Annotated in this window: 14 protein-coding genes; 7 read left to right on the top strand and 7 right to left on the bottom strand. The window is 43.2% G+C overall.

The window, feature by feature from the left end:
* The 6 genes from VIM89_RS00635 to VIM89_RS00610 form a co-directional block, all read right to left on the bottom strand.
* Nucleotides 1-663, bottom strand: coding sequence for a hypothetical protein (locus VIM89_RS00635; protein WP_488154178.1), 663 nt, complete (start codon nt 661-663; stop codon nt 1-3).
* A 3-nt stretch (nt 664-666) separates the two neighbouring features.
* Complete coding sequence (locus VIM89_RS00630) at nt 667-1,371, bottom strand: galactosamine-6-phosphate isomerase (RefSeq protein ID WP_488154177.1); 705 nt, start codon at nt 1,369-1,371, stop codon at nt 667-669.
* Between the two features lie 97 nt (nt 1,372-1,468).
* Complete coding sequence (locus VIM89_RS00625; protein ID WP_488154176.1) at nt 1,469-2,179, bottom strand: DoxX family protein; 711 nt, start codon at nt 2,177-2,179, stop codon at nt 1,469-1,471.
* 15 nt (nt 2,180-2,194) lie between these two features.
* Complete coding sequence (locus VIM89_RS00620) at nt 2,195-3,046, bottom strand: TolB family protein (protein WP_488154175.1); 852 nt, start codon at nt 3,044-3,046, stop codon at nt 2,195-2,197.
* A 70-nt stretch (nt 3,047-3,116) separates the two neighbouring features.
* Nucleotides 3,117-4,235, bottom strand: coding sequence for a DUF2911 domain-containing protein (locus VIM89_RS00615; RefSeq protein WP_488154174.1), 1,119 nt, complete (start codon nt 4,233-4,235; stop codon nt 3,117-3,119).
* A gap of 42 nt (nt 4,236-4,277) precedes the next feature.
* Complete coding sequence (locus VIM89_RS00610) at nt 4,278-4,412, bottom strand: hypothetical protein (RefSeq protein WP_488154173.1); 135 nt, start codon at nt 4,410-4,412, stop codon at nt 4,278-4,280.
* Nucleotides 4,413-4,660: 248 nt separating this feature from the next.
* On the opposite strand from VIM89_RS00610, the gene VIM89_RS00605 reads away from it, so the two are divergent.
* Nucleotides 4,661-5,677, top strand: coding sequence for a sensor histidine kinase (locus VIM89_RS00605; protein ID WP_488154172.1), 1,017 nt, complete (start codon nt 4,661-4,663; stop codon nt 5,675-5,677).
* Nucleotides 5,674-6,387, top strand: coding sequence for a LytR/AlgR family response regulator transcription factor (locus VIM89_RS00600; protein ID WP_488154171.1), 714 nt, complete (start codon nt 5,674-5,676; stop codon nt 6,385-6,387). Before VIM89_RS00605 ends, VIM89_RS00600 begins: the two co-directional genes overlap by 4 nt.
* A 218-nt stretch (nt 6,388-6,605) precedes the next feature.
* Here VIM89_RS00600 and VIM89_RS00595 read toward each other — a convergent pair whose 3' ends face one another.
* Nucleotides 6,606-7,034, bottom strand: coding sequence for a VOC family protein (locus VIM89_RS00595; protein ID WP_488154170.1), 429 nt, complete (start codon nt 7,032-7,034; stop codon nt 6,606-6,608).
* 81 nt (nt 7,035-7,115) lie between these two features.
* Between VIM89_RS00595 and VIM89_RS00590 the strand changes: the two genes are divergently transcribed.
* The 5 genes from VIM89_RS00590 (at nt 7,116) to VIM89_RS00570 (ending at nt 15,262) form a co-directional block, all read left to right on the top strand.
* Complete coding sequence (locus VIM89_RS00590; protein WP_488154169.1) at nt 7,116-7,799, top strand: response regulator transcription factor; 684 nt, start codon at nt 7,116-7,118, stop codon at nt 7,797-7,799.
* Nucleotides 7,799-9,175, top strand: coding sequence for a HAMP domain-containing sensor histidine kinase (locus tag VIM89_RS00585; protein WP_488154168.1), 1,377 nt, complete (start codon nt 7,799-7,801; stop codon nt 9,173-9,175). Before VIM89_RS00590 ends, VIM89_RS00585 begins: the two co-directional genes overlap by 1 nt.
* Before the next feature lie 226 nt (nt 9,176-9,401).
* Nucleotides 9,402-10,679, top strand: a complete 1,278-nt coding sequence (locus VIM89_RS00580) for a TolC family protein (protein WP_488154167.1) — start codon at nt 9,402-9,404, stop codon at nt 10,677-10,679.
* Between the two features lie 214 nt (nt 10,680-10,893).
* A complete protein-coding gene (locus tag VIM89_RS00575; RefSeq protein ID WP_488154166.1) occupies nt 10,894-12,042 on the top strand; it encodes an efflux RND transporter periplasmic adaptor subunit in 1,149 nt (382 codons plus the stop codon).
* Between the two features lie 91 nt (nt 12,043-12,133).
* Nucleotides 12,134-15,262: an efflux RND transporter permease subunit gene (locus tag VIM89_RS00570; RefSeq protein WP_488154165.1), complete on the top strand. Its 3,129-nt coding sequence runs from the start codon at nt 12,134-12,136 to the stop codon at nt 15,260-15,262.
* Nucleotides 15,263-15,355: the final 93 nt, after the last annotated feature.

Raw genomic sequence — 15,355 nt, 5'->3', positions numbered from 1 at the left:
TTATTTGATTTCGAATAAAACCAGGTTGATTGCCTTCTTACTGGTTACGGTCAGGTAAAAAGAAGTACCTGGTGCTATGTAGGTTTCTTTGCCTGGCTTTATATCAACTGATTTATTATTTTTTGTGTCGTGGAGTATTATATTATCACCTGCTACCAGTCCTGCAATCATAGGCCCGCGGTTGCTGATAACCTGTTTATTATTTATGGATGAATCAGTCAATCGATAAGCAAATGCTTTTTCTTCATTGAACAACAGTGTAAACTGCAGCGGTTTGCGCCCATCGTTTGGATGATAGGCGGAAAGCAACTCGATATCTGTAACATGATAAGGCACGGTATCCCAATTACTTACTTTGTGAATTACAGTATCTTTTGAAAAATCGCGGTAAGCGACTGTGCCTGCCACACTTTGTCCTTTCACCCAATCTTGCCCTTTCAATTGTTGCGCCGTAACGGTATTGGTGAACAGCAAAATAACCGAGGGCGTAGAATGGATATGCTGCAAAGTAGTATCATGCGGCGGAATGTTCACATCCAGCACCCTGAAATATTTATTCTCAATAACATTCTTATGTCTTGGCTCGTTGCATACCTGCACCTGAGCCTGAACACTGAAAGAGATCATTAACAGGATCAAAAGAGAAAACAATCTATACTTCATTTTTCAATTATCATTATCGCAGTAAAAACATTGCACATCGGCATGCAGCCAAAGAAGCGAAGCCGGCAATTGCGTACTTATTTTTTGTTCCATCAGCTTTTGCATAATGGCGTTTTTAGATGTGCCATTTACCAGCAGGATGATCTTTTTAGATTGCAGGATGTCAGTCATACCCAGCGTCATACCATATTTGATTTGTTCGCCGGTGCCTTTTATCATAGTGTGTTGCAATGATGTAGCGCTTAATGGTGCTAAATGCGCGTGCGGGTGCAATGTATCCGACGGTTCGTTAAAGGCGATATGCCCGTTTTTACCCAGGCCTAAAATACACAGGTCGATAGGCCCATGCTCGTCCAGGTAATTATCGACATCCTGAAGCTCTTTTTCAGGATCGGAAGCTTTACCATCAAAAGCAATATATTTATTATGGGATATACCAAGCGGGTTAAACAAATGTTCGTGCAGATACTTCTCGCATGAGCCTTCATCATTAATGCCTAAACCGTACCACTCATCTAGTTTGATGAAACGAAGATCAGAAGTATCGAAGCTTTCCTTCTTATCAACCAGTTTTTGATAAACACCCGTTGGCGAATTACCGGTAGCTGCACAGATGAGCGATTTTGGGTTTTGCTGCAACTCATGAATGATAGTTTCAGAAGCCAGTTCGTTCAATTCGGCAAGCGTATTGCAGCGGGTGATCAGCATAAAAAAGGAAGTTTTATAATCGGTTGTGTTCCCCAAATATAAAGCTTCCGCGGGCAAAGAATCGTGCCATTATTGGTTTAAAAGTGGCCTGAATTAATCAAACATTAGTTGCTGCGTAAGCGGGTGTAAGCGGGTGATTTTTGTTACTCTGCCTTTCATAATGATAGATCAGCAACAACAACGATAGATTAATAAGCTGGATGATCGCTTCGTATGAATCTGAAAATGAATCATGATAATACAGGTGAGTGGCTACCGCGCCAAGCATTACGATGATCAGTCCCAAAGTAGCCAACGGACCTGTTTTTAATTTGGAATGAAACAGGATACCAATAGCACCCAGCGGTTCTGCACCCATAATAAAATACAAAAACCACACAGCATAACAGGATTGTCGGAAAAACACCAGCATATTATGCTCCTGGATAGATTTACCCAGCGTCACCACCATAAATGTATTAGCTATGGCTATAGAAACAGCCCGCAAAGTTTTATGGATGATCCTTTGTAAAGCGGCATTTTCGGATCGTGCTGTTAACTCCTGGAAGTTTAATGCGATGTAAGCTGCCAGGTATCCCAGCGTGCCAAACATGATCAGGCTGATGAGTTGCAAAAATATGCTGAGTACTTTTTGCAGGTCGGCGTCATTTACGCCGGTGAAGTAAAATATCCAGGTATATATCACCGACACCCATGCAATAAAAATGTAGATACCCGAAATACGTATCACCGTTTTGGTATCAACTTCCTTGATGAAGTTGAACAGGCCACCCAATAGCAGCACCCCTGTAAAGATCATGATATCCATACTTAAAATATTAATCTATGAAGCAGGAATATTAACCGGGATCATCAAAATGCCCGGCGCTTTGTCCTGCGAATAAAATAGTGTTTTGCCGTCTGGTGAAACATAAGGATCGAAATTGCCCTTGCTATTGTTCACCTCCGGACCTAATTTTTCTCCTTGCGTCCAGCTATCACCCTTGCGGTAGCTGATATAAAGTTCGTTGTTACTAACAAATATGATATAACGTTCATTCGGCGCGATGAACGGATCGTATATTTCATTATCGCCGTTTAATGCAAGCAGTTCGGGTTTCTCATAATGTCCATTAACCAGCCTGGCAGCATAACCGCCCATGCCTTTATGCCCATCACGATTGCGTGAGCAAAAGCAAACAGTCCCTTTGTTGCTGATGGACGGTCCGTAGTCGTTAAAACCCAGCATATTCACTGGCGCATCAAAATGCTTTGGTTCGGTCCATTTATCTCCCGAAATGCGATCCACATACCAGAGGTGGTGATTTTTTTGTGGCTTGCTTTGATCAGCAGCTGTATCAACGGGGCGATTTGAAACAAATATCAGTCGCTTACCATCTGGGCGAAGTGTAGGGTCCCAATCCTTCCAGCGACCGGAGAATGGCGCAAGCACAGGCTTTGTCCATTTGCCATTAACCTTCTTGGTGAAGTAAATGGTCGTTCCATCAGCCAGGTAAGCGGTTTTACCATCGGGCAGAAAGGCAGCTACCGATTGATTGCTGGTAGAATCAACACCTTCCTGCGTAAATACTTCAGGCTTTGCACCGGTAGGAACGATGTTTTGAGAAGATGCAGTCAGTCCAGAGGCTAATACGACAATTGAACAAACCGTGAATTTTTTTAATAAGGTATACATAAGATAGAATTGGTCGGTAAATAAATGGCCGGTCGCATGGGAAAAAGCGCCGGCCAAAACATATATTGATTTAGTTGATGTCTTTCCCTTCCTGAAGGGTTTTAATAAAATTATCTGTTATGTCCCGGTTTGGTTTATCTGGTGCCAGTTCGTGCGCTTTTTGTGCGAATGTTAAAGCCTTTTTGTAATCGCCAATAGCTGAATAGCCCCTAGCCATGCCCGCATTGGGAAGAAACTCATTCGGGTGTTTATCATAATTCATTTTAAATACCTCGAAAGCTTCTTTCCCTTTTTTCTGACGTGTAAGCGATCTTGCGTAAAAATATAATTCATTAGAACTGGCATACGGATACGCCTTTTTCATTACGTCGGCTGATTCGCTGGAGCGGCCAAGGCCATCCAGTACCATCGCTTTAGTGCTCCATGCGGTGAAGCTCTTGTCGCCGCCAAAGTTTACACTGGTAGCAGTATCGGCCCACATTAATGCCTCATCCAGGTTGGTTTTGTTTTGAGCACAATATTGTGCAGCCTGGTTCCATGCTTCCCAATTGAACCCTTTTTCGCTTCTCAATTCTTTGCGGAATGATGCCAGCTGTGTACCCACCACATCAACGTCAATCTTAAAAGGTATCACTAATTTTTCCCATTCTAATGTAACTACTGCGCTTGATGGTGTCTGATCGGTAAATTCATACTTCAACCATTCCACATTTTTGTCGGCAGGGACAGGTTTTACTTTTACCCTAAGCACATCCTCATCCGACTTATAAAAAAAGCTACCCCATGAGGCGTTGTTTTTTGAGAAGATCAGCGTGCATTCGTTCGGATCGTAGGCGATGAAAAAACCATACTTTCCGGCTGCCAATGGCTGACCTTCAATTTTTACGTCCGTAGTAAATTCAATAGTAGTATTCTCATTAGCCCCCGCACGCCAGGGAGCCGATTTTGAAGGTCCAAAGCCCTGGTCAACATAGCCTGCCGGAACCAATTGTCCCCAGATATGCCCGTCCCTTTTTTTAACAGCCGGACGGTTGTAGTTGATCGTAACATTGGTAATGCCGATCCCTTCACTAACGCTGGCTCTTTTGTTGCCACCGTCAGGTAAGGAAGTAAGCTGCGCATGCGCCGACGGCATGTAAACGATGTGGATGAGAGCCAGTAATAAACCGGCAGTAAATAACTTTTTCATTGTGAGCGTTTTTTAATTGATGATTGATTCAATGTCATTTCCTTATTTCCAGACAGAAACTACACCCGGTAAATCAATGGTCTGCACTTGCTTTACCACATTCTTTGAATGCGAGAGCAGCAATAAGATGCCCGCTATTATCGGCGCCAGTTTCTCTGCTATGGGGTGTAGTTTCATGTCCGGTAAAGGAGGTTTATAATTAGTTTTACAGGCTAAATCTCATTTTTATCTTTTAGTCAAAAAAGAATATTCAACTTCAACAGGTTAGTTTTTAACTATTTAGCGAAAATTATCAATCGCAGAGGATATTGAGCTCATATGGGCTTTTTGCGGTATTTATTGAGATTGGAGAGGTAATGATTGAATAAATACGCCTATTTATTGAAAGCGGCAATGCATAATCAAAAAGCTTTGTATTTTTAAAAATGAATCTTTTAAAAGGGAAGGCAACAATTGGCCAGTTACAGTTGCTAGTGTGGGTGGCGGTTTACTTTATTATCTTTTTTTCTTTCCTGCCCGAGGATGGCCCCTACCAGGCGGGCATATTCAGCGGTATCAATGTTATTTTTTATGTGCTGGTCATCTATGGGAACATTAAATTTTTGTATCCAAAGTTTTACCAAAAGGGACAGGTAGCATTATATGTGATACTGGTGGTGATCCTGTTGCCGGCGGCCGGACTAGGCAGGGGCTTCCTGGTCATGTTTATTTACAACAAGTATTTTGCTGATCATGCCGAAAAAATGTCGGTAGGAAGTATCGCTCAATTTTTAGTTGCGGGCTTGCTTACTTATATGCTCAGCTTTATCTTCCGCATCGCCATCGCTTATTTTAAGCTGAAACAACAAGCAGAAGAAATACTATTGCAAAAGAGCCAGGCCGAATTAAATCTGCTCAAATCGCAGGTGCAACCGCATTTTTTATTCAATACACTGAATAACATTTATTACGAAGCCTACCGCGAGGCGCCGCGCACGGCAGGCTTAATAGAGCGTCTATCAGATATTATGCGGTATTTTGTAGATGAAAGTCCGAAGGATGAAGTTTCCTTACAAACCGAGGTGCAGTTTATCGAAAACTATATTGCATTAGAAAAGATCCGTATCCGCCATAATACGGAGATCAATTTTATAAAAGAATATAACCCGGATGCCCGTATACCACCGATGCTATTGATGACCTTCATAGAAAATATTTTTAAGCACGGCATCGATAAATCGAGCAGGAAAAATAAGATCGATCTGTCCTTAGTGCATCAAAATGGTTATTTGCTTTTCCAGACGAGTAACAAAAAGATACCAAAGCCACAGGAAACCTCACACGGTTTTGGAATACAAAACCTGAGAAAGCGCCTTGACCTATTGTATGGAACAGCATTTGAGTTGAATGTGGATTGTTCGGGCGACCAGTTTACCGCCTTTTTAAAAGTGCCGCTATCATGAGTTTAAGTTGTATAATTATCGATGATGAACCCAATGCGGTGAACCTGCTGGAGATACTGATCCACCAGACCACGCAATGGGAGTTAAAAGGCAAATGCTATGATGCTTTAGAGGCGATGGCATTTTTGAAGAAAAATAAAGTCGATTTTATCTTTTTAGATATCAATATGCCGCAACTGACCGGCATGGAACTGGCGGCCATTTTGCCAAAAGAAACCAAGATCGTATTTACAACTGCATACTCCGAATATGCAGCCGAAAGCTATACATTTCAAACCATCGATTACCTGCTCAAGCCGATCACGCTAAAACGATTTATCTCATCAACACAAAAAATAGAGGCTTATTTTGGTAACAAAGAAGCCATTCAACCTCCTGCACCCATTACTCCGGATAAAGAATATTTCTTTGTTAAATCCGGCAAAACACTAAGCCGAATACGGTTGGAAGATATTCTCTATTTTGAAGGAGAAAAAGAATATGTGCGTTTGGTTACTAATACCGGCCAACTTTTGATCTATCGCCGATTGAAAGATATAGAAGAGCAGTTACCGCTGCCTTTTGTAAGGGTGCATAACTCCTATATCGTCAATACCAAACAACTGGAAAAATTTCAGGATAATCATATCTATATCGCAGGTAAGCAAATCCCCGTAAGCGAAAAATTCAAGGGCGATTTTATGGCGGTGATACAGCAGAGAATGTTTTGAGGCCCTGCCGTTTTTTTCAATACCCCGTAGGGGTTACCGCTTTGTAGAAATGTTTTACAGAGGTTATTTGTGCGCCGTAGGTGCAACCCTTATTCAGCATGACGGTAAAACATAGTCCTATATGGTAGTGCACCTACGGCGCACTACCTTTTTTGTATTTCTGTTCTACAAAGCGGTTGCCCTTACAGGGCAGCTCTTTATGTTGATGAATTTGAGATTTACTTCGCAAACAACTGCCCGATATCCTTAAATGCCTTAAATTCCAACGCATTCCCTGACGGATCAAGGAAAAACATGGTCGCCTGTTCCCCTGGCAATCCTTTAAAACGGATGTATGGCTCAATAACAAATTTTACTTCATGCTTTCTTAATCTTTCCGCCAGTTTTTCAAAATCATCCCATTCCAGCACTACGCCATAATGCGGTACCGGTACATCATGTCCGTCAACAGGGTTGGTATGGTGCTCCTCAATATTTTGTGGCTTTGGTTTGTAGTGGATCACAAACTGGTGACCGTATAGATCAAAGTCGGTCCAAAGTTCATCAGTACGCCCTTCGGTGCAACCCAGCACTTCGCGGTAAAATTTGCGTGCCGCCTCCAGGTCGTATACCGGTACTGCTACGTGGAATGGTGTTATTTTATTCATAAATCCGTATCTTCATTAGAATACAATTATAATCATCAATTGTAAATCGGCGTTGATTTAATATTGTCATATTTGCCAGTTATGAATCGCATCTGTTTAATTGAAGACGAGCAAAAAGTAGCCTCCTTTATTACCAAAGGACTGGAAGAACAAGGTTACAACGTAAAAACGGCCGGAGACGGAGCAAGCGCCAACAAGCTATTACAGCAGGAACAATTTGACCTTTTGATAATGGATGTGATGCTGCCCGATACGAACGGTATTGATCTGTGCCGCAGTGTTCGCCAAAAGGATACGCAAACGCCTATATTAATGCTTACTGCGCTTAACCAGGTACATGATAAGGTATCCGGATTAAAAGCAGGGGCGGATGACTACCTTGTAAAGCCTTTCCATTTCAGCGAACTACTGGCCCGTATGGAGGCCCTGATGCGCCGTAACAAAAGCGCCGAAGAAAATCATCAGCTTACATTTGATGATCTGACCCTGGATACCTGGAGCAAAACCGCCGAACGTGCAGGCAAAAAGATTACCCTTACCGCGAAAGAATATACCTTACTGGAACTGTTTATGCAGAACCCCAATAAGATATTATCGCGCGAATACATTGCAGAAAAAGTATGGGAAATAGGTTTTGATACCGGGACAAATTTTATTGATGTATATGTAAACTATCTGCGCAAAAAGATAGAGAAGGATTTCAAAAGCAAGCTGATCCACACAGTGATTGGGATGGGGTATATTTTAAAGCAATCGGGTAAGTAATGAAGATCAGGAACCGCCTTGCATTGTATTTTACCATCATCAGCGCGGTGATCCTGCTTATTGCACTTTCAGTCATCTTTATTACATTCAAATCATTCGCTAAGGCCGATTTTTATAGCCGCCTGGTTGACCGTGCCAAGGTTGCAGCACAGTTATATCTTGAGGCGGATGAGATATCTCCGGATTCGTTAAACCGTGTCCGCGAACGTTACCTGAAACAACTGCCGGGAGAAGTAACCCGCTTCTATAATGATAAAAACGCAGCTTCATTCATCAGGGATAAGCAGCAATATTGGAGAAGCAATGTGATCGACATGGTGAGGAAACGAAAAGAGGTAGAGTTTGCTGAAGGAACGCGCCAAACCGTAGGCATTTACTATAATGATAACCAGGGAAATTTTGTAATCCTTACGTCGGCCTCGGATATACAGGGACGCAGGCGTATCGATGACCTGATCGAGATTATGGGGGGGATGTTTGTACTCGTAATTACCGGCCTATTTTTTATAGGACGCTGGTTTGCCAAAAAGTCCCTTGAACCATTGGATGATGTGGTGGGCCAAATGCAGCTGGTAAATGCCCGAAACTTAAGTTTCAGGGTAAACGAGGGCAACGGTAAAGATGAGATAAGCGTGCTCGCCCAAAACTTTAACCGTTTGTTAAAGCATTTGGAGAATGCCTTTGAGGTGCAGGAAACTTATGTTACCAATGCTTCGCACGAGCTAAAAACGCCGGTGACGAGTATTATTGGTGAAATAGAGGTGGCCTTACATAAAGCGAGATCAAATGAAGAATATGAAAGGGTTTTAAAATCGGTATTGATCGATGCCGAAGACCTGAATGAAACCATCGCCGGACTAATGGAATTGGCTCAAGTAGATATGGGCTACACCCAGGCAGCTCTCGATCCGGTTGCTATTGACGAACTGATATGGGAACTGGCTGACTACTGGACGAATAAGCTAGGTAAGGGGCTTTTCGCAGTAAGCGTTAAACATTTGCCTGCTGAACCGGAGCGATTGCAAATCCCGGCTAACAAAGCCCTGCTTACTATTGCCTTTAATAATATCATTGGTAACGCCTATAAATTTTCTGATAACCAACGGGTGCAATGTGATTTGTATGCTGATAATAGCCAGATAGTTGTCACAATAATTGATTCAGGTGTTGGTATACCTCTCGAAGAGCAGGGACGGGTTTTTGAATCCTTTTACAGAGCAACAAATGTGAAAAGCCTTCCCGGAAGCGGCATCGGGTTATACATTACCGGCAAGATAATACAATTGTATAATGGCCATATTGATGTTAAATCAGAACCGGGTATGGGCACTACTGTTACCATCACTTTTGAAATTAACGAAAAGGCCAGCCAGTAAATACTACCCATATTATATTTTCAAAAAATAAGTATAGAATATTCTCCGATACTTTACTAATAAGCCCCCAAAGTTAGCAGTGGCCGTTGCAACAAACACCGAAAATTAAAGTAGAATCATTGATTTGAAGCCATTATTGCCTGCTATTTTAAATTCTAATCCCATTCTAATGTGGCTTTAATTGTCCTCTAACACCTCCCGGATATTTTTGCACAAATAATAATCTATGCTTCTAAAATATATCCAGACTATCGTATTGCTGCAAATAGCATGTGTTGCTGCCGGGGTCCCTGTGTTTGCGTTTGCACAAACCCCGGTTAGCGATACCCTAAAGCTGACAGTACGGCAAGCCGAGGATCAATTCATAAAGAATAACCTGAGCCTGATCATTTCCCGATACAACATCGACAATGCCAGTGCACAGATCATCACTGCCCGACTGTTCCAAAATCCTGATTTCAGTTTCTCTAACGGTATCCATGCTACTGGTGTGCCTAATGCGTTCAGCGAGCAATCGGCAAGTGTATCACAGCTTTTTTATACGGCCGGTAAACGAAATAAGAATATCCAGTTAGCCAAGATTGGTGTGGAGCAGGCTAAATACCAATTTTTCGACCTGTTGCGTACGCTAAAATTCACGCTTAGAAATGATTTCTATACTATTTACTATAACGAGCAATCAGCTAAAGTTTATAACGAGGAGATCACCTCATTATCCAAAACGCTGACTGTTTTTAAAGAACAATATACCAAAGGTAATATAGCCCAAAAAGAGGTGCTGCGTATCCAATCACAGCTTTACTCACTCCAAACCGAGTATAATAGCCTGTTAGCCGGTATCGATACTACTGAGAGCGAGTTAAAACTGCTGATCAAAGTATCACCCAAGACTTATGTAGAACCCCTCGTTACACTGGACAGCAAAGACATGGTATCGCAGGTGCCCTATCAGCAATTGCTGGACTCAGCCTACATCAATCGTTACGACCTGAGGTTAAGCAAAGCAACTGTTGATTACAACGATATGAACCTGAAGCTGCAAAAAGCAACGGCTATTCCTGATGTGTCGCTTTCCTTCAACTACGATAAACTGGGCTCGTACGGCAACAACTTTATGAGTGCTGGCATAGCTTTCAGTCTGCCGTTTTTTAACCGCAACCAGGGAGCTATCAAACAAGCGCATATCGCTGTCGACCAAAGCAAGGTACAGCTGCAAAGTCAACAGGACCAGGTGGAGAGCGACGTGGCTACCAATTACAAAGGTGCATTGCGCCTTGAACAACTATACAACAGTTTCGATCCGCAGTTTAAAGATGATTTTACCCACCTGATTCAGGAGGTATTTAAGAATTACGAGAAACGTAATATCAGCATGCTGGAGTTCCTGGATTTTTACGATTCCTACAAAACCAACACGCTGCAAATGAATAGCCTGCAACTCAACCGTGTACTCTCGCTTGAGCAATTGAATTACGCAACAGGCACATCATTTTTTAATAAATAGATGCATACCCCTGCTATTAAAATAACGATGACAAAAATGTTCGCAAAAAACGGATCGATTGCCCTGGCAGACCACTGCCAGGCAATCAGCCTTTTACAAGAGCGAATAACAGGGACACTAATTTTCAAAATACCCCTACTAATGATACTTAATACCCCTAGTCGTATTAAGGTTGCCAAAGGCGGTGCAGCTATTAGCTGCACTTGCCACGGCAATGACTCATATAAAGGATAAAATATATTTTATAAAAGCGCCACGCGATATGTTAAAACCGCAATACTACCTTATGGCTGCTGTCGTAGCAGTTTCTGCAGTGTTAATGCTGCAAAGTTGTCACCGTTCTGAAAATACAGGCGGCGAGAAAGACGAAAAATTCCAGGTGACGGATACGCTCCTGAGAAGCCTGCTGATAGATACCGTAAAGGAGGCCAGCGCGCTATCTGAGATAAAACTGACCGGCAGCATTGCACCTGATGAAAATAAATCAGTTAAAATTTACCCAATGGTAAGCGGCGTGGCAAAAGATGTTAATGTGCAATTAGGCGATGTGGTAAGCAAGGGCCAAACCTTAGCCATTATGAAGAGTGCTGAAATGGCCGCCTTTACCAAGGATTATATTTCTGCCGAAGCTGATCTGAGAAGTGCCAAGCGGACTTTAGAATCCACTCAGGATCTGTATAAAAGTGGTTTGGCCTCTCAAAAGGATTTTGAACAGGCACAATCTGATTACCAAAAGGCCGTAGCCGAAAATAAACGTGCCAGCGAGGTGGTTGGTATCAACAAAAGCAATGCAGAAGGGTACGTTGTAAAGTCACCTATTTCGGGTTATGTCATCGAAAAAAACCTGACGGATAATACCCAGGTGAGAGCCGATAACAGTACCAACCTGTTTACGATTGCCGATCTGTCAGATGTGTATGTACTCATCAATATTTATGAATCTGATATCGCCAATATTCAAACCGGCGACCCGGTAAAGATCACTACGCTGTCTTATCCTGATAAGGTTTTTGATGGTAAGATCGATAAGATCTACGATATGCTTGATCCTGATGATAAGGTAATCAAAGCGAGGGTAAAAATTAACAACCCCGGCAATAAACTAAAACCGGGCATGTTTGCCAGCGTGACTATCAAAGCTAAATCGGGTGAAAACTTGCCTGTTATCAATACCCGTGCTTTGATTTTCGATAATGATAAAAACTATGTGGTGGTGGTTGATGGTAAGGCACATGTGCATATCCAGCAGGTCGACATTGCCAAAAGGGTGGAAGACCGCGCCTATATCCGCGCAGGTTTAAAACCCGGCGACCGCATAGTGGCGTCAAGACAAGTGTATCTTTTTGAATCGCTTAAGGATTGATGCGAGGCGCAAGGTGGTTGGCGTGAATAAATTGAAATAGAACATAAAAAAGTAAATCCGAAATCGGACATCCGAAATTCGAAATCACAACATGAATCGATTCATAAAAAGGGTTTTATCATTTGCATTAACAAATAAGTATTTTATATTCTTCGTGACTGCCTTGCTTGCAGCCGGAGGGTATATCAGCTTTAAAAATATCAGTATCGACGCTTTCCCGGACGTGACCAATACTTCGGTGACTATCATTTCACAATGGCCGGGACGCAGCGCTGAGGAGGTGGAGAAATTTGTAACCCGTCCGCTGGAAATTGCCATGAACCCGGCAGAAAAGAAAACCAGCATCCGGTCGTCTTCCTTGTTTGGTTTGTCAGTAGTTAAAGTAACTTTTGATGATGACGTAGACTATGCTTTTGCACGTCTGCAGATCAATAACCACATCGGCGATGCCAATCTGCCCGATGGGGTCAACCCATCCATCGAGCCGCCTTATGGCCCAACAGGTGAGATTTACCGCTTTACATTGACCAGCAATAAACGATCAGTGCGCGATCTGAAAACGATTGAAGACTGGGTAGTTGACCGCGAGATACGCGCCGTGCCCGGTGTAGCTGATGTGAACAGTTTTGGCGGCGAAGTAAAAACTTACCAGATCACTGTCGACCCCCAGAAAGCTTTGCAATATGGTGTATCGGCACTGGAGCTTTATGATGCGGTATCGAAAAGCAACGTAAATGTGGGCGGGGATGTGATCGAGCAAAGCGGCCAGGCTTACGTAGTGCGTGGCATCGGCTTATTGAACAATATCGACGAGATCAAGAACGTGGTCATCAATAACGTAAAAGGTACGCCTATTTATGTGAAGACTATTGCCGAAGTAACGGAATCCGCATTGCCAAGACTAGGACAAGTAGGTCGCGACCGCGACCCCGATGTGGTAGAAGGTATCGTAGTGATGCGCAAAGGCGAAAATCCAAGCCTGGTGATTGCGGCGCTGAAAGAGAAAATACACGACCTGAACTACAATATTTTACCATCCGACGTAAAGATCAAAACCTTTTACGACCGCGAGGACCTGGTAAACTTCGCTACGCATACGGTACTTCACAACATGTTCGAGGGGATCATCTTCGTAACCGTGATCGTGTTCCTTTTCATGGCCGACTGGCGTACTACGCTGATTGTATCGTTGATTATTCCGCTGGCTTTGTTGTTCGCCTTTATCTGTCTTAAGTTAAAAGGAATGTCGGCCAACCTGCTTTCAATGGGTGCTATCGACTTTGGTATCATCATAGACGGCGCTGTGGTGATGGTGGAGGGAATATTCGTGGTGCTTGATCATCGTGCCAGGGAAGTGGGGATGGAGAAATACAACCGTCTGAGTAAACTGGGCATGATCAAGGAAGCCTGTCTGGTTAACGGTAAAGGTATATTCTTCGCCAAAGCCATAATCATAACAGGATTACTGCCAATCTTCAGTTTCCAGAAGGTAGAAGGCAAAATGTTCTCGCCTCTGGCCTGGACATTAGGCTTTGCATTGCTGGGCGCTTTGATCATGACCTTCACTTTTGTGCCTGCTTTTGCAAGCGTGCTGCTCAATAAAAATGTAAAGGAAAAGCACAATGTCTTTGTCGAGTTTATCAGTGGTTTTTGCATGAGCATTTATTCATGGTGCTTCAAATTCAGAAAATTGATGCTGCCGTTTACCATCGGTACTTTATTCATCTGCCTGGCCTGTTTTGAATTGCTGGGAACAGAGTTCTTACCAGAGTTAAATGAGGGCGCAATATATGTAAGAGCGACCGGTCCATTAAGCACTTCACTTGGTGAATCGGTAAAACTGGCGAATGAGATGCGTAAGATATTCCTGAGCTTTTCAGAAGTAAAACAGGTGCTCTCACAAACTGGTCGGCCGAACGATGGTACGGATGCAACTGGCTTTTACAACATCGAGTTTCACGTTGATATATACCCGCAGGACAAATGGGCGAGGGGCGAAACTAAGGAAGAATTAATTCAGAGGATGCAGGAGAAACTAAAATTTTTCCCAGGGGTCGATCTGAACTTCTCGCAGCCGATCTCGGATAATGTGGAAGAGGCTGTATCAGGTGTAAAGGGTTCTATAGTTGTAAAACTATTTGGTGATGACTACAAATTCATAGAAGGCAAAGAAGACACGATTTCTAATATCCTGAAAGGCGTTAAAGGCATCGAAGATTTGGGAGTTTTGCGCGATATGGGACAGCCTGAATTGCAGATCAATCTGAACCAGGTAAAGATGGCCCAATATGGGGTTACCGCCGCGGACGCCAATGCGGTGATCGAAACTGCCATTGGAGGTAAAGCGGCCACACAGATATATGAAGGTGAACGGAAATTCGATCTACGTATCCGTTATCCTGAAGATTTTAGAAATAATACGCAATCCATCGGCGACCTCCGCGTGCCATCCATTAGCGGCAATAAAGTTCCGCTTCGCGAAATTGCGGATATTACCAAAACTACCGGTATTAGTATGATCTACCGCGATGCCCATAAACGTTATGGGGCCATCAAGTTCTCTATTCGCGGCCGTGATATGGGTAGTACTATCAAAGAAGCGCAGGATAAAGTAAATGCCAGGATCAAATTACCAAAAGGCTATTTCCTTGAATGGGCAGGTGATTTCGAGAACCAGCAACGTGCCTCAAAACGACTGGCGCAGGTAGTGCCAATCAGTTTGCTTATTATCTTCTTTATCCTGTTTATCCTGTTTGGTAATGTGAAGGACTCGCTGCTTGTGTTGAACAACGTACCGTTCGCGATAGCCGGTGGTATCCTGGCCTTGCTGATAACGGGTGTCAACTTCAATATTTCGGCAGGTATTGGCTTTATAGCCCTGTTTGGGATATGTGTTCAAAACGGGGTGATCCTCATCACCAAATTCAAGAGCAATATTAAAGAGTTGAGATTCCATTCAGCCCGCCGCTTCTCAGATGCATTGCGATTAGGCGTTGCAGACCGTCTACGTGCAGTGGTAATGACAGCCCTTATGGCTGCTATTGGTCTATTGCCAGCGGCTATGTCAAACGGCATTGGTTCGGAAGCATCAAAACCGCTGGCTATTGTGGTGATAGGCGGGTTGATCACCAATACAACATTTAACCTGTTCATCTTCCCGATCATATTCTACGGCGCTTACAAAAAGCGTGTCGAAGAAGGGAATATAGGCCGGATGTAAAAGAGACTAATACCCCTGAGTATCGGTATTGTTGAGGGCGGTGCGGTGAGGCACCTGCCCGATACAATTGGGTACATTATAAAGCGGCAGGTT

The sequence above is a fragment of the Mucilaginibacter sp. genome (assembly GCF_036568825.1).
GTDB lineage: Bacteria > Bacteroidota > Bacteroidia > Sphingobacteriales > Sphingobacteriaceae > Mucilaginibacter.
This window is presented reverse-complemented; position numbering and strand designations above follow the sequence as displayed.

Bases quoted from the DNA above. Each gene is read 5' to 3' on its own strand.
- VIM89_RS00635 (WP_488154178.1), bottom strand. From the start codon at position 663: ATGAAGTATAGATTGTTTTCTCTTTTGATCCTGTTAATGATCTCTTTC.
- VIM89_RS00630 (WP_488154177.1), bottom strand. From the start codon at position 1,371: ATGCTGATCACCCGCTGCAATACGCTTGCCGAATTGAACGAACTGGCT.
- VIM89_RS00625 (WP_488154176.1), bottom strand. From the start codon at position 2,179: ATGGATATCATGATCTTTACAGGGGTGCTGCTATTGGGTGGCCTGTTC.
- VIM89_RS00620 (WP_488154175.1), bottom strand. From the start codon at position 3,046: ATGTATACCTTATTAAAAAAATTCACGGTTTGTTCAATTGTCGTATTA.
- VIM89_RS00615 (WP_488154174.1), bottom strand. From the start codon at position 4,235: ATGAAAAAGTTATTTACTGCCGGTTTATTACTGGCTCTCATCCACATC.
- VIM89_RS00610 (WP_488154173.1), bottom strand. From the start codon at position 4,412: ATGAAACTACACCCCATAGCAGAGAAACTGGCGCCGATAATAGCGGGC.
- VIM89_RS00605 (WP_488154172.1), top strand. From the start codon at position 4,661: ATGAATCTTTTAAAAGGGAAGGCAACAATTGGCCAGTTACAGTTGCTA.
- VIM89_RS00600 (WP_488154171.1), top strand. From the start codon at position 5,674: ATGAGTTTAAGTTGTATAATTATCGATGATGAACCCAATGCGGTGAAC.
- VIM89_RS00595 (WP_488154170.1), bottom strand. From the start codon at position 7,034: ATGAATAAAATAACACCATTCCACGTAGCAGTACCGGTATACGACCTG.
- VIM89_RS00590 (WP_488154169.1), top strand. From the start codon at position 7,116: ATGAATCGCATCTGTTTAATTGAAGACGAGCAAAAAGTAGCCTCCTTT.
- VIM89_RS00585 (WP_488154168.1), top strand. From the start codon at position 7,799: ATGAAGATCAGGAACCGCCTTGCATTGTATTTTACCATCATCAGCGCG.
- VIM89_RS00580 (WP_488154167.1), top strand. From the start codon at position 9,402: ATGCTTCTAAAATATATCCAGACTATCGTATTGCTGCAAATAGCATGT.
- VIM89_RS00575 (WP_488154166.1), top strand. From the start codon at position 10,894: ATGACTCATATAAAGGATAAAATATATTTTATAAAAGCGCCACGCGAT.
- VIM89_RS00570 (WP_488154165.1), top strand. From the start codon at position 12,134: ATGAATCGATTCATAAAAAGGGTTTTATCATTTGCATTAACAAATAAG.